This window comes from Roseateles sp. (genome assembly GCF_019237615.1).
GTDB lineage: Bacteria > Pseudomonadota > Gammaproteobacteria > Burkholderiales > Burkholderiaceae_C > Pelomonas.
This window is the reverse complement of record NZ_JAFAGT010000035.1, coordinates 34,049-53,830: the sequence shown is the minus strand read 5'-3', so window position 1 is coordinate 53,830 and position 19,782 is coordinate 34,049. Positions and strand designations below refer to the sequence as shown.

Below are 19,782 nucleotides of genomic sequence, written 5' to 3'. Positions count from 1 at the left end.
CGACGCATCACCTTGGTGCCTGGCATCACTCATGCCTCAGCACATGCCAGTTTCGTGCCAGCAAAGGGCGGTGGAGAAAAACTCTCAGGCTCTCAGCTGAATCCTGGTGGCATCGCCGCAGGCGCGGGTGCGCTCTGCGTTGCCGCTGCCGATGACTGGCTGGATGCCGGCCGGATGGCGCAGCAGCCAGGCCAGCAGCACGGCGTTGACCGTCGTGCGGTGGGCCTCGGCGATCTCATGCACGGCCTGGGCGGCGGCGGATGCTGCCGGGTCGCTGAAGCGCCCCTGCGCCAGCGAGCCCCAGGCCTGCAACTGCACGCCGTGCTGCTGCGCGTACTCCAGCGTGCCGGCCCAGGCGATGCCGCCGGGCCGCGTGGCCGCCTGCGGGTCATTGAAGGTGGTGCCGACGTCGAGGGCGTCCAGCTTGGCCAGGCTCAGCTCCAGCTGGTTGACGACCAGAGGCTCGCCCAGCGCGGTCTGGAGCCAGCGCATCTGGCCGGCATGCATGTTGGACACGCCCAGGTGCCCGACCTTGCCGGCCGCCTTGAGCCGGCCAAAGGCGCGTGCGACCTCGGCGGGCTCCATCAGCGCGTCCGGGCGGTGCAGCAGCAAGATGTCGATGCGCTCGACGGCCAGGCGCTGCAGGATGCCGTCGACACTCTTCTCGATGTGGTCTGCGCTGAGGTCGTAGCGGCCGACGTTGGCGTCGTCACCAAAGCGGATGCCGCATTTGCTCTGCAGCCTGATCCTGGCGCGCAGGCCCGCGTCGCGCCTGATCAGCGCGCCGAACACCGCCTCGGCCTTGCCGCGGCGGTAGATGTCGGCGTGGTCGAACAGCTTCACGCCGATGTCCAGCGCCGCCTCGACGGCCGCGTGGGCCTGGGCGATGTCAGCCTCGGAGACGGGGGCGCCGCCCCAGTCTCCGCCCAAGGCCATGCAGCCGTAGACGAGAGGCCCGACGTCGGTCAGGTGGGCATGCAGGGGAAGGTGTTGGGGCATGGTCGGGAGGTGGAGGTGGGGCCGGCATCTTGCGCCTGCCGAACAGGCCGGCCAGCGCTGCCGCCCGAGTCTCTGTCTTAGGCGCCGCAGTATGCGTGCACCGGGTCGTCGGCGGTAGAGTGCGGGCCACGAGACAAGGAGGGCCGCAGATGGCCGAGATCCGCATCCACCGAGACCATGCGCTGGGCCTCAAGAAGGCCAGGGAGATTGCCTGGAAGTGGGCCGAGAAGGTCGAGCAGAAGTTCGACATGGAGTGCACGGTGCTCGAGGGCGAGGCGAGCGACACCGTCGAGTTCACGCGTGCCGGCGTTAGCGGCGAGCTGACCGTGGCGGCCGACCACTTCGAGCTGGTGGCCCGGCTCGGCTTCCTGCTGGGCGCCTTCAGGCAGACCATAGAGGGCGAGATCCAGAAGGAGCTGGACGGCCTGCTGGCGGCGCAGAAGAAGGCGCCGGCCAAGAAGAAACCGGCCTGAAGCCGGTTGTCTTGCTGACGCAGAGGCCGGTGTCTCGGCCCGCGGCGGCGCGCGTCCGGCGCTGCCAGACCGGGCGAGGGGCTCGCTATTTCAGCGATTCGATCAGGTCGACGTATTGCTGCATCGCGTCGTCGCCGTCAGTGCCCTTGAGCTCGTTCCAGGCATCCCATTTTGCGCGGCCGACCATGTCGGTAAAGCCAGGGCGCTTGTCCTGTACGTCGCCGCTGCTGCCCTGCTTGTAGAGCGCATAGATCTTCAGCAGCGTCATGTTGTCGGGCCGCTCGGGCAGGTTCTTCGAGTCGGCCACGGCAGCTTCGAATTGGTCTTTCAGGCTCACGGGGTTTCTCCAGGCTGAATCAGGGGCGTCGATCTGGTGACAATCGGTCGACGGGCCGTCGAGTTTAGGCCCCGAAAAACAGCTTGCGAGGAGACGCAGTGGGCCAGATGAGCGAACGCATGTCCAAGGTGGATACGGCCTGGCTGCGCATGGATACCGAGGCCAACCTGATGATGATCGTCGGAGTCTGGTCCATCCGCCCGGGCATTCAGCTGGACGCGTTGCGGGAGCGGGTGGCCCAGCGGCTGCTGCAGTACCCGCGCTTTCGGCAGCGCGTCGTCGAGGATGCGCTGCTGGGCGCGCAATGGGTGGTGGACGAGGATTTCGACATCGCCCGCCATGTCGTTGCCGAGGCGCCGCTGCCGCTGCGTGGCCAGAGCCGCGACGAGGTGCTGCGCCAGCGCGTCGGCGAGCTGTGCTCGCAGCCGCTGGACCCGGCGCACCCGCTGTGGCAGTTCCAGCTCATCGAGGACATGGGCGACGGCACGAGCGCGCTGATCGCCCGCATCCACCATTGCATCGCCGACGGCATCGCGCTGATTGCCGTCATGCTGTCCATCACCGACGGTGGCAAGGCGCCGCCCCGGCGGGCCGCCGGGCCCGAGGAGGCGCAGGAGACGGACTGGCTGCTCGACGCTTTCCTGCGACCCATCAGCAACATGACGGTCAAGGCCATAGGCATGACCGGCAAGGGCGTGGCCAAGGGGATGGACCTGGCCCTGAGCGGCGGCACGCCCATGGATTCGTCGCTGGAGATGGCCCGCATGGGCTACCAGGCCGTGTCCGACGTGGCGGCGTTCGCGCTGATGCCCGACGACTCGCCCACGCGGCTCAAGGGCAAGCCCGGCCTGGGCAAGACCGTGGCCTGGGACGACAACCTGGCGCTTGCCGAGGTCAAGGCCGTCGGCAAGGCGCTGGGCGCGTCCATCAACGACGTGTTGCTGGCTTGCGCCGCCGGCGCCATCGGCCGCTACCTTGCGGCCAGGGGCGAGGACCCCGCGGGCAAGGAGATCCGGGCGATGGTGCCGGTCAACTTGCGCCCGCTGGAGCACGCCTGGCAGCTGGGCAACCGCTTCGGCCTGGTGCCGCTGGTGCTGCCCATAGGCATCGCCAACCCCGTGGAGCGGCTGTTCGCGGTGCGCGCGCGCATGAGCGAACTCAAGGGCAGCTTCCAGCCGGTGATGGCCTTCGGCCTGCTGTCGGTCGCCGGCCTGCTGATCAAGCCGGTCCAGCATGCGATGCTGAACATCTTCGCCAGGAAGGCGACGGCCGTCATGACCAACGTGCCCGGCCCGGCCGAGGCGCTGAAATTCTGCGGCTCGACGGTCGAGAAGGTGATGTTCTGGGTGCCGCAGTCTGGTGACATCGGTATGGGGGTCAGCATCCTGACCTATGCCGGCCGCGTTCAGTTCGGCCTCATCACCGACACCGGCCTGTGCCCCGACCCCGAGGCCATCGTCGCCAACTTCGCCCCCGAGTTCGAGAAGCTGCTGCTGCTGTCGATGATGCTGCCCTGGGGTTCGGAGGGGGTTTAGCGCCTGGAGGCGACGCGCCGTGGCGAGTCGAGACCGGTCTCCATGGCCGCCCAGTCAAGTTCGCCGGCATGGCGGGCGCGGCTGATCTCGTCGACCACTTGGCTGCGGCTCAGCGGCCCTTGGCGCAGGCCCGCGCCCGGGGGAGCGCCGGCCAGCATCTTGTCAGGGTCCGGCATGGCGGCGGCGGACATCCGGGCGTCGCAAGCCTTGCTGGTGTTCGGGTCGGCGGGGGCGGTCCGTGTGAACGCGCAGTCGGTCGGGTCCGCGGCCGGCTCCGTCGCCGGCATCGGAGAGGGTGTGCTCTGGGCCAGGGCCTGACCGCAGGCCAGGACGGACAACAGCAGAAATCGGGTCGACATGGGGACCTCCTTGCGGTCACGCCGTGGCGCATGGGCTCATGCGTCACATCGGCGGCGCCGGTCGCCAATGCCAGTAACTTAGTGTTTGTGAAACCGGGTTTCCACGGGAGCGATGCCTCTTGCGTACCCAGTTTTGAGGGCGCCTTCCCCAAAAAAGGCCTTGCAATGTTGCGCGACGTGGGAATCCCTGGCGCCTTGTTTGCCGAAGACGCCGGGCCGAGCTGATTTCCGATCAAAAAAACAAAGGCGCTCCGGGGAGCGCCTTTTGCGTGAAGGAGGGCGACGCGGATTACTGCGCGGCCTTCTTCTTGGCGACGGGGCGGCCGGCGGCGGTCGGGTAGGCTGCCATCACCTTGGCGGGGTCCGCCTTGTTGTCCAGGTAGGCCGCGTACTGCTGCTCGGTGCAGGCCAGCAGCTTGCCGGGCTTGGCTTCGCCCTTGTACTTGCCCTTGGCGTAGACGAACTGGTACTCGTTCGCGGCGACCGGGGTCGAGATGCTGCTGGTGTCGCTGTAGCTCTGGGCGCACTCGGCGCGCAGCTCGGCCTGCTCGGGCGTGGCGTTGTTCGCGGCCTGGGCGGCGCTGCCGGCAAGAGCGGTGAAGGCGGCGAGTGCGGGGATCAGGAGCTTCATGGCGTTGTCTCGTTTGGGGGGTGAGTAATGGGTGCGGAGCTTACGCCGCGATGCCTGGGCTGGCACCCCCGAGGGCGCGGGAGGTTGGATCGTGACGCAGTTCACGAATCGCACGCTCGACCGTGAAATATGCCCGCCCTCAGCAGGCGGGCGGCGCTCGCTCACTCCTCGAGCTCCTCCTTGGCCAGCTCGATGTCGAGCAGTTCCATCGCGTCCATGGCCTCGCATTCGGCCGCGTCGGCGTACAGCTGCTCGGCCTCCTTCATGCGCTTGTCGCCCTCCAGCATGACGAGGCCGTTGGCGCGCTCGATCATCGCGATGGCACTGCTTGGGTTGAGCTTGAGTGCCTGCTCGAACATCTTCAGGCCAGTGGCCGTGTCGGCGCCCTGCGTGCGACCCAGCAGCTTGCCGACCTTGTCGATGACCTCGGCATGGAAGGCGCCCAGCGCGATATGGGCGTCGGCATGCTTGGGCGCCAGCGCGATGGTGGTCTCCAGCGCGTTCTTGACCTTGGTGCCCAGGCCCTGCGCCAGCGCCTTGGCGACGCTGATGCCCTGGCCGTAGCGGCCCAGCGCATAGGCCTGCCAGTAGTGCGCATTGGCGTTCTTGGGTTCCTCGGCCTGCTGGGCTTCCGCGCGCTCGGCGATCTCCAGGAACATCTCCAGCTTCAGCTTCTCCTTCTTCTCGAGGTAGTTGGCGTAGATGCCCTGGGCCTTGTTGGCGACGGTGAGGCCGGCACCGCCGGCGGCCAGGCCCGCGTCGTAGGCGGCCTGGAAGTCACCGGCGTGGAAGTGGATCCAGGCCTGCTGGACGTCGGCATCCTTGGGGAATGGCTCGGCGTCGCCCGCATGCAGCCGGGCCCAGTGCTTCTTCAGCGTGGCCGGCGTGTAGACAAAGGCGCTGTTGTCGTACGGAAAGGCGGTCCACTTGGCCATCGCGTTGTCTCCTTCAGGGTTGTGATTGGTATTGACCGGCGAGCTTGAAGAGGTGGTCCTTGGAGGCGGGTTCGAGGTAGGGTAGCAGCAGGCTCAGCGCGTGGAAGGCGCCGCGCATCAGGGCGCTGCCGGCGCGCTCTGGCTCCAGCGCATGGCGCGGGTCGCGCACATACTCGTAGCTCAGCCAGTAGCTCACCACCACGACCATCGCGTTGGCCGTCGGCGTGGCCTCGCGCAGTTCCATCTTCAGCGAGCCGCCCAGGTGCAGGCCCGACAGCACGTTGCGCATGGCTTGCTCCTTGGCGGCCAGCAAGCTCTGGAAATGGGTCTCGAGGCGACGGTTCTTGAACAGCAGGTCGTTCAGGTCGCGGTAGAGGAATCGGTGCTTCCAGATCAGTTCGAACAGCATGTGGAAGAACAGCCAGGCGTCTTCCACATGGCGCACGTTGTCGGCCGCGGCCAGCAGCTCGCCGAGCTCGGCCTCATAGCGACCGAACAGCGCGTTGACCAGCTCATCCTTGGCCGGGTAGTGGTAATAGAGGTTGCCCGGGCTGATCTTCAGTTCGGCCGAGATCAGCGTCGTTGACACGTTCGGCTCGCCGAAGGCATTGAAGAGGTCCAGCGTGACCTCCAGGATGCGCTCTGCGGTGCGGCGGGGGCGTTTGGGCGTGGGCATGTCAGGAGCGCCTGGCCGCACGGAGCGGCTGGCGCACCCCCTTGGGGGGCTGGGCCCGCGCAGGCAACGCCCGGTGAACGCCGCGTGGCTGGCAAAGAACCGCGCCACTGGCGCGCTGCGGCACGCAAGGCAGCGAATGCAATGGGCGTTGGGGCGCACAAGTCATCGGGGCATTCTGGCAGTGAACCGCGCCCCCAAGAGGCCGACTTCTAGAATCCTGCGCCTATGCCCAGTCCGACCTCATCCCCCCCCGCCATCTCCTTCCAGAACGTCAAGAAAACCTACCGGGGAGGGCAGGTCAGGGCGCTGGACGGCGTGAGCTTCGACATCCATTGCGGCGAGTTCTTCGGCCTGCTGGGCCCCAACGGCGCGGGCAAGACGACGCTGATCAGCGTGCTGGCCGGTCTGGCCAGGGCCACCGAAGGCCGCGTGCGCGTGATGGGCCACGACGTGGTGGACGACTACGCAGCCGCGCGCAAGGCGCTGGGCGTGGTGCCGCAGGAGCTGGTGTTCGACCCATTCTTCAGTGTGCGCGAGACGCTGCGCATCCAGAGCGGCTACTTCGGCGTGCAGAACAACGACGCCTGGATAGACGAGCTGCTGGAGAACCTGGGCTTGGCCGACAAGGCCCACGCCAACATGCGCCAGCTGTCCGGCGGCATGAAGCGCCGCGTGCTGGTGGCCCAGGCCCTGGTGCACCGTCCGCCCGTCATCGTGCTGGACGAGCCCACCGCCGGCGTGGACGTGGAGCTACGCCAGACGCTGTGGCAGTTCATCGCCCGCCTCAACAAGCAGGGCCACACGGTGCTGTTGACCACGCACTACCTCGAGGAGGCCGAGGCGCTGTGCCAGCGCATCGCCATGCTGAAGGCGGGCCGCATCGTCGCGCTGGACCGCACCTCGCAGCTGCTGGCCGGCACCGCGTCGACCATGCTGCGCTTCAAGACCGACGCGGCGCTGCCGCCCGACATCGCGGAGCGCGCCCGCGTGACCGGTCGCATCGTGCAGGTGACGGCGCATGACGCCGCCGAGGTGGAGGCCACGCTCGCCGGGCTGAGAAAGGTCGGCGTGCCGGTCGAAGACCTGGAGATCGGCCGCGCCGACCTTGAAGACGTGTTCCTCGAAATCATGAACGGAGCCTCGGCATGAACGGTGCCTCCACCCTCTTCAAGAAGGAAGTGCTGCGCTTCTGGAAGGTCAGTTTCCAGACCGTCGCGGCGCCGGTGCTGACCGCCGTCATGTACCTGCTGGTGTTCGGCCATACGCTGGAAGACCATGTGAAGGTCTACGACACGGTGGGCTACACGCAGTTCCTCATCCCCGGCCTGGTGATGATGAGCGTGCTGCAGAACGCTTTCGCGAACAGCTCGTCCAGCCTCATCCAGAGCAAGATCACCGGCAACCTGGTCTTCCTGCTGCTGACGCCGCTGTCGCCGCTGGCCTGGTTCGTCGCCTATGTTGGCGCGGCCGTCGTGCGCGGCCTGGCCGTGGGGGTGGGCGTGCTGCTGGTGACGGCCTGGTTCGCGCCGCCGGGGCTGGACAACCTGCTGTGGGTGCTGGCCTTCACGGTGCTTGGCGCCGGGCTGATGGGCACGCTGGGCCTGATCGCGGGCCTGTGGGCTGAGAAGTTCGACCAGCTCGCCGCCTTCCAGAACTTCATCATCATGCCGATGACCTTCCTGTCCGGCGTGTTCTATTCGGTGCAGTCGCTGCCGGGCTTCTGGCAGGGCATCAGCCACCTGAACCCCTTCTTCTACATGATCGATGGCTTCCGCCGCGGCTTCTTCGGTGTCAGCGACGTGTCGCCGTGGCTGAGCCTTGGCGTGGTGAGCGTCAGCTTCGTCGTGGTGTCGGGTGTTGCGCTGGCCCTGCTGCGCCGCGGTTACAAGATTCGGCATTGAGAACTGCAAAGAAGTCCCACGGCAACGTGGCTCCGTCCTAGAGTTGGGACGCCGCGCGGCGCGATGGCGTCGGTGCGCGGTCACCCACCGGGAGACGGACCATGGACAAGGACTCCGATGCGCCGCTGACCCCGCCCGACGCGCGGCGTGGTTTTCTCAAACAGGTGATTGGCGGCGTGGGCGCGCTGCCGTTCGCGCAGGGCCTGGCGGCCGGCAGTGCCGCGGCGCTGGCGACGGTGGCCGAAGCGGCGTCGCCCGGGCCGGTCGTGAACCAAGTGCTGGGCTATGTCTCGTTCAGCCCGGGCGAGGCGGCCTTCGTCGAGGCCATGCTCAACGTGATGTGCCCGGCCGACGAGTTGACGCCCAACGGCGTCGATTGCGGTTTGGCCGTCTACATGGACCGCCAGCTGGCGGGTGACTTCGGCCGCGGCGCAGGGCGCTATATGCGCGGCCCGTGGATGGCGGGTCGGCCGGAGCAGGGTCCGCAGCTGCCGTTGACGCCTTCGGAGTTCTTCAAGGTGGGGCTGGAGGCCGCCAGCTCCGCCTGCACCCAGCGCTTCGGCCGGGCCTTCGACCAGCTCGGCCCGGCCGATGCCAACGCCTTCCTGCTTGACCTCGGCGCCGGCAAGGTCAAGGACGCCCGTGTGCCGCTGGACAGCTGGTTCAACGACCTGGTCTACCCGCTGTTCCAGCAGGCCTGCTTTGCCGACCCGATCTACGGCGGCAACGTCGACAAGGTCTTCTGGAAGCTGATCGGCTATCCCGGCCTGCCCGCGACCAACACCCTCGCCATGGTGCAGTACCGAGGCAAGCCTGTGCCCGGCGCCAGGGACCCCAAGTCCATCGCCGACTTCAGCTGAAGGAGGATGTCATGGTCACGACATTGAACAAGCGCACCGTCGTCATCGTCGGCGGCGGCCTGACGGCGGGCCTGGCGGCGCGCCAACTGACGGCCAAGGGCATAGACGTGCTCGTGCTGGAGCGCGGCGGCGACCACACCAGCGGCGCCGAGGCCAAGCTGCCCAGCCAGCGCGACGAGTTGCGCTGGGACACCCACCAGGGCCTGGTGCAGGACTGGTCGGTGCAGACCTACACGCTGCGCTACAGCGGCGCCGAGACGGCGTTGCCGGTGCGCTGGATGGAGTCGTTCCTGCCCGGCGACGGACTGGGCGGCGCGGCCAACCACTGGAACGGCCACACCTGGCGCTGGGCCGAGTACGACATGACGCTGCGCAGCCGGCTGGAGTCGCGCTACGGCAAGAAGGCCATCCCTGCCGTCATGCCCATCCAGGACTGGGGCGTCACCTACGACGAGCTGGAGCCGTATCACGACCTGTTCGAGAAGCTGTTCGGCCTGGCGGGCAAGGCCGGCAACATCAAGGGCCAGCTGCAGGCCGGCGGCAACCCCTTCGAGGCGCCGCGTCGCGGTGAGTACCCGCAGAAGCCGCTGGAGATCACCGAGGCCGGCCTGATCTTCAAGGCCGCGGCCGAGAAGCTGGGCTACAAGCCCTTCCCGACGCCGGCCGCCAACTCCTCGGGGCCTTACACCAACCCCGACGGCCAGCAACTCGGCCAGTGCCAGTACTGCGGGCATTGCGAGCGCTTCATCTGCGAGGCCAGGGCCAAGGCCTCGCCCGAGGTGCTGCTCTACCCGATGCTGAAGGCGCGCAAGGGCTTCGAGGCGCGGCTGCGTTGCCATGTGCTGGGCCTGGAGTACGACGCGCGCGCCAAGCGCGTGACCGGCGTGCGCTATGTGGACCTCGTCACAGGCCAGGAATACCTGCAGCCGGCGGACGTGGTGATGCTGGGCGCGTTCACGATGACGAACACCAAGCTGCTGCTGATGGGCAAGATAGGCAAGCCCTACGACCCCAAGACGGGGCAGGGCGTGGTGGGCAAGAACTTCTGCTACCAGACCAACTCCGGCATGAACCTGTTCTTCAAGGACCGCTGGCTCAACCCGTTCCTTGCGACGGGCAGCACGCAGACCTACCTGGACGAGTTCAACAACGACAACTTCGACCATACCGGCCTGGGGTTCCTGGGCGGCGGCGGCATCTCGGCCAGCATGTTCCACGGCCGGCCCATAGGCGGACGGCGCCTGCCGCCGGGCACGCCGCGCTGGGGCAGTGACTGGAAGCGCGCCAACGCGCAGTGGTATGCCCATTCGATGTCGCTGGGCGTGCAGGGCAGCTGCTATCCGCATCGGGACAACTATCTGGACCTCGACCCCCACTACACCGACGCCTATGGCCAGCCGCTGCTGCGCATGAATTTCGACTGGCGCGACAACGAGGTCAGGATGTCGGCCTATGTGTCCGGCAAGATGTACGAAATCGGCAAGGCTGCCGGCGCCGACATCGTGACGGCGGCCGCGGCCCGCAAGCCGCCCTACGACACCCGGCAGTACCAGAGCACCCATGTCGTCGGCGGCACGGTGATGGGGCGCGACCCGGCCACCAGCGTCGTGTCGCCGCACCTGCAGCATTGGGACGCGCACAACCTCTTCATCGTCGGTGCATCGGTGTTCGCCCACAACAGCGGCTACAACCCGACCGGCCCGCTGGCCGCGCTGGCGCTGCGCCTGGGCGACGACATGGCGTCCTATGTCGAACGCCCCCGCATGCTTTGAGTCATCCAGGAGTACCGCCTTGAACAAGACCACCTTTCCCTTGGTCCTCGCGCTGCTGGCGCTGGCGGGCGACCCGGCCTCGGCTCAGGATGTGGCCGCGGGCAAGGCTGCGTTCGCGCAGTGCAGCGCCTGCCACTCCATCGACGGCAGCAATGGCGCCGGCCCCAGCCTGGTCGGCATCACCGGGCGCAAGGCCGGCACCTTCCCGGGCTTTCGCTTCAGCCGCGCGATGAAGGGCGCCGGCTTCAGCTGGGATGAGAAGACGCTGTCGGCCTACCTGGCCGACCCGCAGCAGGCCGTACCAGGCAACGTCATGCCCTTCTCGGGCGTGGCGGACGCGCAGCAGCGGCGCGATCTGATCGCCTACCTGGCCACCTTGAAGTGAGGCCGCAGGAGCGGGGGGCTTTGGGTGGCCGGATAGAATCGACGCCAAATGGCCGACCCCACTCCCGCCCTCGTTCAGCAATACATCGCCGCCGGCATGGCCTGCGAGCAAGTCCAGGTCGAGGGCGATGGCCGCCACTTCTTCGCCACCATCGTGTCGACGGAGTTCGAGGGCCTCTCGCGCATTCGTCGCCACCAGCGCGTCTACGCAGCCCTGGGCGAACGCATGCGCGAAGAGATCCACGCGCTGTCGATGAAGACGCTCACGCCGGCAGAGGCTGATGCCGCCCAGCCCGCCATCGCCGCCCACCACCCCTGACCCTCACCCGCACTGGCTGCGGGTGGCCGCGCTGGCACCGCCTTAGTGCCACTCGTCCACCGCAGCGCCGCGACAACGCTGCATGGACAAGACCATTACCCTGGCCCTCTCCAAGGGCCGTATCTTCGAAGAGACGCTGCCGCTGCTGCGTGCCGCCGGCATCGAGGTGCTGGAAGACCCCGAGACTTCGCGCAAGCTCATCCTGCCGACCAACCGGGACGGCGTTCGCGTGGTGCTGGTGCGCGCCAGCGACGTGCCCACCTATGTGCAGTACGGCGGCGCCGACCTGGGCGTGGCCGGCCGTGACGTGCTGCACGAGCAGGCGCTCGCGCAGGGCGGCTCGCACGGCCTCTACCAGCCGCTGGACCTCAGGATCGCCCGCTGCCGCATGAGCGTCGCCACGCGCGCGGACTTCGACTACGCCGCTGCCGTCAAGCAGGGCTCGCGCATCCGCGTCGCCACCAAGTACACCGAGATCGCCCGCCAGCACTTCGCCGACAAGGGCGTACACGTGGACCTCATCAAGCTCTATGGGTCCATGGAGCTGGCGCCGCTGACCGGCCTGGCCGACGCCATCGTCGATCTCGTCTCCACCGGCGGCACGCTGCGTGCAAACAAGTTGGTGGAGGTGGAGAGGATCATGGACATCTCCTCGCGCCTGGTCGTCAACCAGGCCGCGCTCAAGCTCAAGCGCGACGCGCTGCGCCCGCTGATCGACGCCTTCGCCACGGCGGTTGCCGCATGAAGCTCCGCCAACTCTCCACCGCCACCGCCGATTTCGATGCCGAGTTCGAGCGCCTGCGTCATTGGTCGGCGGAAACGGATGCCGCCATCGAGGGACGCGTCGCCGAGATCCTGGCCGACGTGCGGGCTCGCGGCGACGCCGCCGTGCTGGACTGCACCGCCCGCTTCGACCGCGTGACGGCCGACAGTGTCGCCGCGCTGGAGATCTCGCAGGACCAGTTGCAGGCCGCGCTGGCCACCATCACGCCCGCTCAGGCCGCGGCGCTGCGGGCCGCCGCCGGCCGCGTGCGCGCCTACCACGAGCGCCAGCTCGAGGCTTGCGGCCTGAGCTGGAGCTACCGCGACGAGGACGGCAACCTGCTGGGCCAGAAGGTCACGCCCCTGGACCGCGTGGGCCTGTACGTGCCCGGCGGCAAGGCGGCCTACCCGAGCAGCGTGCTGATGAACGCGATCCCGGCCCACGTGGCCGGCGTGCGTGAAATCATCATGGTCGTGCCGACGCCGGACGGCCAGCGCAACCCGCTGGTGCTGGCCGCGGCGGCTGTGGCCGGCGTGCACCGCGTGTTCACGGTAGGTGGCGCCCAGGCCGTGGCCGCGCTGGCCTATGGCACGGCCACCATCCCGCGCGTCGACAAGATCACCGGCCCGGGCAACGCCTACGTGGCCTCGGCCAAGAAGCATGTGTTCGGCCAGGTCGGCATCGACATGATCGCCGGCCCCAGCGAGATCCTCGTCATCGCCGATGGCACGACGCCGCCGGACTGGGTGGCCATGGACTTGTTCAGCCAGGCCGAGCATGACGAACTGGCGCAGAGCATCCTGCTCAGCCCCGACGCGGCGTATCTCGACGCCGTGCGCGACAGCATGGAGCGGCTGCTGCCCACGCTGCCGCGCGCGGCCGTCATCCGCGCGTCGCTCGAAGGCCGAGGCGCGCTGATCCTGACGCGCTCGATGGAAGAGGCCTGCGACATCAGCAACCGCATCGCTCCCGAGCACCTGGAGATCAGCGCGAGCGAGCCGCAGCGCTGGGAGCCACTGCTACGCCATGCCGGTGCCATCTTCATGGGCGCCTACACCAGCGAGAGCCTGGGCGACTATTGCGCCGGCCCCAACCATGTGCTGCCGACGGCCGGAACCGCGCGTTTCTCGTCGCCGCTGGGCGTCTACGACTTCCAGAAGCGCAGCAGCCTCATCGAGGTCAGCGCCGAGGGCGCGCAGGCGCTGGGCCGCGTCGCGAGCGAGCTCGCGCATGGCGAGGGCCTGCAGGCCCACGCGCGTGCCGCCGAGCTGCGGCTGCGTTAGGCGGCGCTGAGTCGCAAGGGCTGCGGGGCTGCGCGTCGCTGCCGCTTAGGCTACGCTGGCGCGATGGAGCTGCACCGTCGCGAACTTCTGCTGTCCATGGCCGGGCTCCCGCTGGTCGCCCGGGCCGCGCCGCGTCGCGTGCGCATCCCGAAGGTGTCGGCCAAGGCCGCGTTGGAGCGCAGCTACGCGGCTGTACTGCTGGAGCAGGCGCTGGCCGCCGCCGGCATGCAGGTTACGGTGGAGCCCACCGCCGAGCTGATCCCGCAGAACCGCGCGCTGCACGAGCTGGGCCGGCAGGCCAGGCTGGACGTGGTCTGGACCATGACCTCGATCGAGCGCGAGCAGCAGGCGCTGCCCGTCCGCATACCCATCTACAAGGGCTTGTACGGCTGGAGGCTGCTGCTGGCCCTCCCCGAGGTCGCGGCGCGCCTGCGCGAGGTGCAGACCCTCGATGAGCTGCGCCGCTTCTCCATGGTCCAAGGTCTGGAATGGCCCGACATCGGCATCCTGCAGAGCAACGGCCTGAACGTGATCGCGTCGCCCAGCTATGAGGCGATGTTCAAGCAGCTGCGCCTGGGGCGGGCCGACGCCTTCCCGCGCTCGGTGGAGGAGGTCTGGTGGGAGCTGGCGCGCTACGGCCAGGGCCTGACCGTCGTGCCCGACATCTGCCTGCACTACCCGGCCGCCGTCTACTACTTCGTCGCACCGGACGAGGCCGCGCTGGCCGCCGCCATCGAGCTGGGCCTGCGGCGCATGCTTGCCAGCGGCGCCTTCGACCGCCTCTTCATGAAGTACCACAGCCAGGACCTGGCCCGCACCCGGCTCGGTAGTCGCCGCGTCATCACGCTGCACAACCCGCTGCTGCCGCCGCTGACGCCGCTGCACAAGCCCGAGTTCTGGCATCGGTTCTGAGGGGGTATTTGACACGAAGTTCGTGTTGCACGAACTTCGTGATACTCTGCGGGACATGAAGAACGTCACCGTGTCCATGGACGACGCCGTGGCCGAATGGGCCCGGCTGGAGGCCGCGCGGCGCAACACAAGCGTGTCGCGCCTGCTGGGTGAGCTGCTGGCCGAGAAGATGCAGCACGACGACGCCTACGAGCGCGCGCTCCAGGACTGGCTGCACCGAGAGCGGTCCTGGTCATCGGACGGCCAACCCTACCCAAGCCGGGGCGTGCTGTGAGCGCCGATCCCGTCTTCGTCGACACCTCGGTGCTGCTGTTCAGCGAGGACGGCGCCCGGCCGCCCGAGCGAGAGCGGGTGCTGGCCTGGCTGCGCGAGCTGTGGGCCACGCGCAAGGGCCGCGTTTCCGTGCAGGTGCTGAACGACTTCTACCTGCTGGCAACCCAGCGCGTGACCCCATCCATGCCCCAGGGCGACGTGCGCGCCGAGGTGCGCCGCTACCAGCACTGGCGCCCCTGGGCGGCCGACCAGGCCACCGTCGAGTCCGCCTGGTCGCTGGAAAGCCGCTTTTGCCTGCCCTTTGCCGACGCCCTCGTCGTCGCCAGCGCCAAGGCCCAGGGCTGCACCCGCCTGCTCAGCCTTGCCCTGCCGCACGACGCCGTCTACGACAGCGTGCAGGTGATCAACCCCCTCGTCATCGCGCCATGACCGCCGCCCTCGACCAAGCCCTCGCCCAGATCCGTCCCGACGTGCGCCTGGCCCATGCCTACGTCGTGCAGCCCAGCGCCGGTCTGCTGAAGCTGGACGCGATGGAGAATCCCTACCGGCTGCCACCCGAGCTGCAGCGGGCGCTGGGCGAACGCCTGGGCGCCATTGCGCTGAACCGCTACCCGGCCGAGCGCACCGCCGAGCTGGGCCGCGCGCTGGCCCGCCATGCCGGCGTGGGCGACGATGTGGGCGTGACGCTGGGCAACGGCTCCGACGAGCTGATCGGCCTGCTGACGCTTGCCGTCGCGAGGCCCGGCGCCACGGTGCTTGCGCCCGTGCCCGGCTTCGTCATGTACGAGGCGCTGGCGCGCCAGCAGCGGCTGGAATTCGTCGGCGTGCCGCTGCGTGCTGACGACTTTGAGCTGGACGAGGCCGCGATGCTGGCCGCCATCCGCGAACACCGGCCGGCACTGATCTACCTGGCCTACCCCAACAACCCTACCGCCACGCTGTGGGACCCTGCCGTCATCGAGCGCATCGCCAGCGCCGCGCCGGGCCTGGTCGTCATGGACGAGGCATACCAGCCCTTCGCCAGTGCCGACAGCCTGGCGCTGATGGCGCGCCAGAAGAACGTGCTGGTCATGCGAACGATGAGCAAGTTCGGCCTGGCCGGCGTGCGCATTGGCTACCTGCTGGGCGCGCCCGAACTGGTCGGACAGGTCGAGAAGCTGCGCCCGCCCTACAACATCAGCGTGCTGAACGCCGAAGCCGCGCTGTTCGCGCTGGAGCATGCCGAGGTCTACGCCGCCCAGGCGGCCGAGCTGCGCCGGCAGCGCGAGCGCCTTTTCGCTGCCCTGCAGGCCATGCCGGGCGTCACGCCTTGGCCCAGCCAGGGCAATATGATTCTGGCCAGGGTGCAGGACGCGGCCGCCACCTTCGCGGCGCTCAAGGCCCGGGGCGTGCTGATCAAGAACGTCTCGGCCATGCATCCGCTGCTCGCGAACTGTGTGCGCATCACGGTCGGAACGCCCGACGAAAACACCCGCCTGCTGGCCGAACTCCCGAGCTGTCTATGAGCACCCCACGCATCGCCGAAGTCACCCGCAACACCCGCGAGACGCGCATCACCGTGCGCATCAACCTCGACGGCACGGGTCAGTCCAAGCTGCACACCGGCATCGGCTTCTTCGACCATATGCTGGACCAGATTGCCCGCCACGGCCTCATCGACCTGGACGTGCACTGCGAGGGCGATCTGCACATCGACGGCCACCACACGGTGGAAGACGTGGGCATCACGCTGGGCCTGGCCGTGGCCAAGGCCGTGGGCGACAAGGCTGGCCTGACGCGTTATGGCCACAGCTATGTGCCGCTGGACGAGGCGCTTTCGCGCGTCGTCATCGACCTCTCCGGCCGCCCTGGCCTGCACATGGACGTCAAGTTCACGGCCGGCAGCATCGGTGCCTTCGATACCCAGCTGACCTTCGAGTTCTTCCAGGGTTTCGTCAACCACGCGCTGGCGACCGTCCACATCGACAACCTCAAGGGCCACAACGCCCACCACCAGGCCGAGACCATGTTCAAGGCTTTCGGTCGTGCGCTGCGCATGGCGACGACGCCCGACCCGCGTTCTGCCGGCGTGATTCCTTCGACCAAGGGGACGCTGTGAGCCGAACGGTCGCAGTCGTCGACTACGGCATGGGCAACCTGCGCTCGGTGTCGCAGGCCGTCATCCATGCCGCCGAAGGCCAGGGTTTTGATGTGGCCATCACTTGCGATCCGGACGTGGTGCGCAAGGCCGAGCGTGTGGTGCTGCCGGGCCAGGGCGCGATGCGCGACTGCATGCGCGAGCTGGCCGACTCGGGTGTCAAGGAGGCTGTGCTCGAAGCTGCTGCCAACAAGCCGCTGCTGGGCGTCTGCGTCGGCATGCAGATGCTGCTAGACCACAGCGAGGAGCAGGACACGCCGGGCCTCGGGCTGATCCCGGGGCGCGTGCAGCGCTTCCGGCTGGAGGGCCGGCTCCAGGAGGACGGCAGCCGCTTCAAGGTGCCGCAGATGGGCTGGAACCGCGTGCACCAGCCGCGTGCGCATCCTGTTTGGGCGGGCATTCCCGACGACAGCTGGTTCTACTTCGTGCACAGCTTCTACGCGACGACCGCCGATCCCACCCACAGTGCGGGGGTGACCGACTATGGCGTGCGCTTTACCTGCGCGGTGGCGCGGGATAACATTTTTGCGACCCAATTCCACCCCGAGAAAAGCGCCGCGCTGGGCCTTGCCCTGTACCGCAACTTCCTGCACTGGAAGCCCTGATCGGCCGCCGCCGGTCCGCACCCTCTCGCCCCCATCCCTTCCTCAGCCTTTCAGCCCCAGGCCATGCTGCTGATCCCTGCCATCGACCTGAAAGACGGTCGCTGCGTCCGCCTCAAGCAAGGCGACATGAACGACTCCACCACCTTCGGCGAAGACCCCGCCGCGATGGCGCGCCGCTGGCTGGATGCCGGCGCGCGCCGCCTGCACCTGGTGGACCTGAACGGCGCCTTCGCGGGCAAGCCGGTCAACGAGCCGGCCATCAAGGCCATCATCCGCGAGGTGGGCGACGAGATCCCCATCCAGCTGGGCGGCGGCATCCGCGACCTGGACACCATAGAGCGCTACCTGGATGACGGTCTCTCCTACGTCATCATCGGCACGGCCGCGGTCAAGAACCCCGGCTTCCTGAAGGACGCCTGCAGCGCCTTCGGCGGCCACATCATCGTGGGCCTGGACGCCAAGGACGGCAAGGTCGCGACGGACGGCTGGAGCAAGCTGACAGGCCACGAGGTCATCGACATGGGCCAGAAGTTCCAGGACTACGGCGTCGAGGGCATCATCTACACCGACATTGGCCGCGACGGCATGCTGACCGGCATCAACATCGAGGCCACCGTCAAGCTGGCCCAGGCGCTGACCATCCCCGTCATCGCCTCCGGCGGCCTGTCGGACATCGCCGACATCGAGCGTCTCTGCGCCGTCTTCGGCGACGGCGTGGAGGGCGTCATCTGCGGCCGCTCCATCTACACCGGCGCGCTCGATTTCACCGCGGCCCAGGTTCGTGCAGACGAACTGATGGCCGCCGCGGGCTGACGCGGTGCTGGCCAAGCGCATCATTCCCTGCCTGGACGTCACGGCGGGCCGCGTCGTCAAGGGCGTCAACTTCGTCGGCCTGCGCGATGCGGGCGACCCGGTGGACATCGCCGCCCGCTACAACGAGCAGGGCGCCGACGAACTGACCTTCCTCGACATCACTGCCACCAGCGACGGCCGCGATCTCATCCTGCCCATCATCGAGGCGGTGGCCAGCCAGGTTTTCATCCCGCTGACGGTGGGCGGCGGCGTGCGCGCCGTGGCCGACGTACGACGGCTGCTGAACGCCGGCGCCGACAAGGTGTCCTTCAACTCCGCGGCGGTGGCCGATCCTGAACTGATACGCGCGGCCAGCGACAAGTACGGCGCGCAGTGCATCGTCGTCGCCATCGACGCCAAGCGCCGCACCGATGGCTCCGGATGGGACGTCTACACCCACGGCGGCCGCAAGAACACCGGCCTGGACGCGGTGGCCTGGGCCAGTCAGATGGCCGAGTTCGGCGCCGGCGAGATCCTGCTGACCAGCATGGATCGCGATGGCACCAGGAGCGGCTTCGACCTGGCACTGACCCGCGCCGTGTCCGACGCCGTGCCGGTGCCCGTCATCGCCTCCGGCGGCGTCGGCTCGCTGGGCGACCTTGCCGACGGCGTCACCGTCGGGGGGGCCGACGCGGTGCTGGCCGCCAGCATCTTCCACTTCGGCCAGCACACGGTGGGCGAGGCCAAGGCTCTGATGGCCGCGCGCGGCATCCCTGTTCGCCAGTGATGGGCGAGGTGAGGATCATCGGCGGGCAGTGGAAACGCTCCAAGCTGCCCGTGCCCGATTCACCTGGCCTGCGCCCCACCTCCGACCGTATCCGCGAGACGCTGTTCAACTGGCTGGGCCAGACGCTGGCCGGCTGGCGCGTGCTGGACGCCTTTGCCGGCAGCGGAGCGCTGGGCTTCGAGGCCGCGTCGCGTGAGGCGGCCCAGGTCGTGCTGGTGGAGCGCGACGCCAGGCTGGCCGCCGGCCTGCGCGCCAGCGCGCAGCGGCTCAAGGCGACGACCCTCACGGTCCATGCGGCCGACGCGCTGGCCTGGATGCGTGCCGCGCCGCGCGCGTCGTTCGACCTGATCCTGCTCGACCCGCCCTTTGCTGCCGATCTGTTCGACAAGGCGGTGGCCGCCGCTGCGCCGCTGTTGGCGGAGGGCGGGCTGCTCTACGTCGAGTCCCCGCACGAGCTTGCGCCGCCGGCCGGATTCACCGTCTGGCGCCAGGGTCGGGCCGGTGCCGTGTACTACCGTTTGCTGCGCCGCGAGGACAATCTGGCCTCATGACCTCGCGCACCACCATCACCGCCATCTATCCAGGCACCTTCGATCCCATCACCCTCGGGCACGAAGACCTGATGCGCCGCGCCGCCGGCATGTTCGAGCGCCTGGTGCTGGCCGTGGCCGTTGGCCATCACAAGAAGACGCTGTTTTCGCTGGACGAGCGGTTGGCCATGGCCCAGGAGGTGGCCGCGCCGCTGGGCAATGTCGAGGTCATCGCCTTCGATGGCCTGCTGCGCGACTTCGTGCGCGCGAACGCGGGCCGGGTCGTCGTGCGCGGCCTGCGCACCGGCGGCGACTTCGAGTACGAGTTCCAGATGGCCGGCATGAACCGCAAGCTCATGCCCGAGGTCGAGACCATCTTCCTGACGCCCGGCGAACGCCACCAGTACACGTCCAGCACCTTTGTGCGCGAGATCGCGACGCTGGGCGGCGAGGTGGCGGAGTTCGTGTCGCCGGCCGTGCTGGCGCGCCTGAACGAGCGTTGCCGAAAGGGGGGCTGAC

General features: G+C 68.5%; 26 protein-coding genes. 20 read left to right on the top strand and 6 right to left on the bottom strand.

What is annotated here, in order from left to right; translation table 11 throughout:
* Positions 1 to 84 precede the first annotated feature (84 nt).
* On the bottom strand, positions 85 to 999 hold the full coding sequence (locus JOY88_RS06590) for an aldo/keto reductase (RefSeq protein WP_293501394.1): 915 nt from the start codon (positions 997 to 999) through the stop codon (positions 85 to 87).
* A 149-nt stretch (positions 1,000 to 1,148) separates the two neighbouring features.
* On the opposite strand from JOY88_RS06590, the gene JOY88_RS06585 reads away from it, so the two are divergent.
* Positions 1,149 to 1,472 (top strand): polyhydroxyalkanoic acid system family protein, encoded by a 324-nt coding sequence (locus JOY88_RS06585; RefSeq protein WP_293501393.1) that lies wholly within the window; start codon positions 1,149 to 1,151, stop codon positions 1,470 to 1,472.
* Between the two features lie 85 nt (positions 1,473 to 1,557).
* Here JOY88_RS06585 and JOY88_RS06580 read toward each other — a convergent pair whose 3' ends face one another.
* Positions 1,558 to 1,809, bottom strand: a complete 252-nt coding sequence (locus JOY88_RS06580; protein WP_293501392.1) for an acyl-CoA-binding protein — start codon at positions 1,807 to 1,809, stop codon at positions 1,558 to 1,560.
* Positions 1,810 to 1,916: 107 nt separating this feature from the next.
* Between JOY88_RS06580 and JOY88_RS06575 the strand changes: the two genes are divergently transcribed.
* On the top strand, positions 1,917 to 3,344 hold the full coding sequence (locus tag JOY88_RS06575) for a wax ester/triacylglycerol synthase family O-acyltransferase (RefSeq protein WP_293501391.1): 1,428 nt from the start codon (positions 1,917 to 1,919) through the stop codon (positions 3,342 to 3,344).
* On the opposite strand, the gene JOY88_RS06570 is transcribed toward JOY88_RS06575, so the two are convergent.
* The 4 genes from JOY88_RS06570 to JOY88_RS06555 form a co-directional block, all read right to left on the bottom strand.
* Complete coding sequence (locus tag JOY88_RS06570; protein ID WP_293501390.1) at positions 3,341 to 3,703, bottom strand: hypothetical protein; 363 nt, start codon at positions 3,701 to 3,703, stop codon at positions 3,341 to 3,343. The genes JOY88_RS06575 and JOY88_RS06570 overlap by 4 nt on opposite strands.
* Positions 3,704 to 3,992: 289 nt before the next feature.
* Entirely contained in the window at positions 3,993 to 4,334 is a 342-nt protein-coding gene (locus tag JOY88_RS06565; protein ID WP_293501389.1) for a hypothetical protein, read from the bottom strand.
* A gap of 161 nt (positions 4,335 to 4,495) precedes the next feature.
* The gene (locus tag JOY88_RS06560) at positions 4,496 to 5,269 is read right to left on the bottom strand and encodes a tetratricopeptide repeat protein (protein WP_293501388.1); all 774 of its coding nucleotides are present in this window, start codon (positions 5,267 to 5,269) and stop codon (positions 4,496 to 4,498) included.
* A 13-nt stretch (positions 5,270 to 5,282) separates the two neighbouring features.
* Positions 5,283 to 5,945, bottom strand: a complete 663-nt coding sequence (locus tag JOY88_RS06555; protein WP_293501387.1) for a TetR/AcrR family transcriptional regulator — start codon at positions 5,943 to 5,945, stop codon at positions 5,283 to 5,285.
* A 225-nt stretch (positions 5,946 to 6,170) separates the two neighbouring features.
* Here JOY88_RS06555 and JOY88_RS06550 point away from each other — a divergent pair, with 225 nt between their 5' ends.
* The 18 genes from JOY88_RS06550 to coaD all read left to right on the top strand — a co-directional run bounded on the left by JOY88_RS06550 (position 6,171) and on the right by coaD (position 19,781).
* On the top strand, positions 6,171 to 7,094 hold the full coding sequence (locus JOY88_RS06550) for an ABC transporter ATP-binding protein (protein ID WP_293501386.1): 924 nt from the start codon (positions 6,171 to 6,173) through the stop codon (positions 7,092 to 7,094).
* A complete protein-coding gene (locus JOY88_RS06545; RefSeq protein ID WP_293501385.1) occupies positions 7,091 to 7,846 on the top strand; it encodes an ABC transporter permease in 756 nt (251 codons plus the stop codon). The genes JOY88_RS06550 and JOY88_RS06545 overlap by 4 nt, the downstream gene beginning before the upstream one ends.
* Before the next feature lie 101 nt (positions 7,847 to 7,947).
* Positions 7,948 to 8,706, top strand: a complete 759-nt coding sequence (locus JOY88_RS06540; RefSeq protein ID WP_293501383.1) for a gluconate 2-dehydrogenase subunit 3 family protein — start codon at positions 7,948 to 7,950, stop codon at positions 8,704 to 8,706.
* Positions 8,707 to 8,717: 11 nt separating this feature from the next.
* Positions 8,718 to 10,478, top strand: a complete 1,761-nt coding sequence (locus JOY88_RS06535) for a GMC family oxidoreductase (protein ID WP_293501381.1) — start codon at positions 8,718 to 8,720, stop codon at positions 10,476 to 10,478.
* Between the two features lie 19 nt (positions 10,479 to 10,497).
* Positions 10,498 to 10,863: a c-type cytochrome gene (locus tag JOY88_RS06530; protein WP_293501379.1), complete on the top strand. Its 366-nt coding sequence runs from the start codon at positions 10,498 to 10,500 to the stop codon at positions 10,861 to 10,863.
* Between the two features lie 48 nt (positions 10,864 to 10,911).
* On the top strand, positions 10,912 to 11,181 hold the full coding sequence (locus JOY88_RS06525) for a BolA family protein (RefSeq protein ID WP_293501377.1): 270 nt from the start codon (positions 10,912 to 10,914) through the stop codon (positions 11,179 to 11,181).
* Between the two features lie 82 nt (positions 11,182 to 11,263).
* Entirely contained in the window at positions 11,264 to 11,926 is a 663-nt protein-coding gene (gene hisG, locus JOY88_RS06520) for an ATP phosphoribosyltransferase (protein WP_293501375.1), read from the top strand.
* Complete coding sequence (hisD, locus tag JOY88_RS06515) at positions 11,923 to 13,227, top strand: histidinol dehydrogenase (RefSeq protein WP_293501373.1); 1,305 nt, start codon at positions 11,923 to 11,925, stop codon at positions 13,225 to 13,227. Before hisG ends, hisD begins: the two co-directional genes overlap by 4 nt.
* Before the next feature lie 63 nt (positions 13,228 to 13,290).
* Entirely contained in the window at positions 13,291 to 14,139 is an 849-nt protein-coding gene (locus tag JOY88_RS06510) for a substrate-binding periplasmic protein (RefSeq protein ID WP_293501371.1), read from the top strand.
* 55 nt (positions 14,140 to 14,194) lie between these two features.
* Positions 14,195 to 14,413, top strand: coding sequence for a CopG family transcriptional regulator (locus JOY88_RS06505; protein ID WP_293501369.1), 219 nt, complete (start codon positions 14,195 to 14,197; stop codon positions 14,411 to 14,413).
* Entirely contained in the window at positions 14,410 to 14,841 is a 432-nt protein-coding gene (locus tag JOY88_RS06500; RefSeq protein ID WP_293501367.1) for a PIN domain-containing protein, read from the top strand. The genes JOY88_RS06505 and JOY88_RS06500 overlap by 4 nt, the downstream gene beginning before the upstream one ends.
* Positions 14,838 to 15,917 (top strand): histidinol-phosphate transaminase, encoded by a 1,080-nt coding sequence (gene hisC, locus JOY88_RS06495; RefSeq protein WP_293501365.1) that lies wholly within the window; start codon positions 14,838 to 14,840, stop codon positions 15,915 to 15,917. Before JOY88_RS06500 ends, hisC begins: the two co-directional genes overlap by 4 nt.
* The gene (gene hisB, locus JOY88_RS06490) at positions 15,914 to 16,510 is read left to right on the top strand and encodes an imidazoleglycerol-phosphate dehydratase HisB (protein ID WP_293501363.1); all 597 of its coding nucleotides are present in this window, start codon (positions 15,914 to 15,916) and stop codon (positions 16,508 to 16,510) included. The genes hisC and hisB overlap by 4 nt, the downstream gene beginning before the upstream one ends.
* Positions 16,507 to 17,154 (top strand): imidazole glycerol phosphate synthase subunit HisH, encoded by a 648-nt coding sequence (gene hisH, locus JOY88_RS06485; protein ID WP_293501361.1) that lies wholly within the window; start codon positions 16,507 to 16,509, stop codon positions 17,152 to 17,154. The genes hisB and hisH overlap by 4 nt, the downstream gene beginning before the upstream one ends.
* Before the next feature lie 63 nt (positions 17,155 to 17,217).
* Complete coding sequence (hisA, locus tag JOY88_RS06480; RefSeq protein ID WP_293501330.1) at positions 17,218 to 17,967, top strand: 1-(5-phosphoribosyl)-5-[(5-phosphoribosylamino)methylideneamino]imidazole-4-carboxamide isomerase; 750 nt, start codon at positions 17,218 to 17,220, stop codon at positions 17,965 to 17,967.
* Between the two features lie 4 nt (positions 17,968 to 17,971).
* Positions 17,972 to 18,733: an imidazole glycerol phosphate synthase subunit HisF gene (gene hisF / locus JOY88_RS06475; RefSeq protein WP_293501328.1), complete on the top strand. Its 762-nt coding sequence runs from the start codon at positions 17,972 to 17,974 to the stop codon at positions 18,731 to 18,733.
* Positions 18,733 to 19,284 carry a 16S rRNA (guanine(966)-N(2))-methyltransferase RsmD gene (rsmD, locus tag JOY88_RS06470; RefSeq protein ID WP_293501326.1) on the top strand — a complete coding sequence of 184 codons (552 nt, stop codon included), beginning with the start codon at positions 18,733 to 18,735 and terminating at the stop codon, positions 19,282 to 19,284. Before hisF ends, rsmD begins: the two co-directional genes overlap by 1 nt.
* A complete protein-coding gene (gene coaD / locus JOY88_RS06465; RefSeq protein ID WP_293501324.1) occupies positions 19,281 to 19,781 on the top strand; it encodes a pantetheine-phosphate adenylyltransferase in 501 nt (166 codons plus the stop codon). Before rsmD ends, coaD begins: the two co-directional genes overlap by 4 nt.
* The last annotated feature ends 1 nt before the right edge of the window (position 19,782 follow it).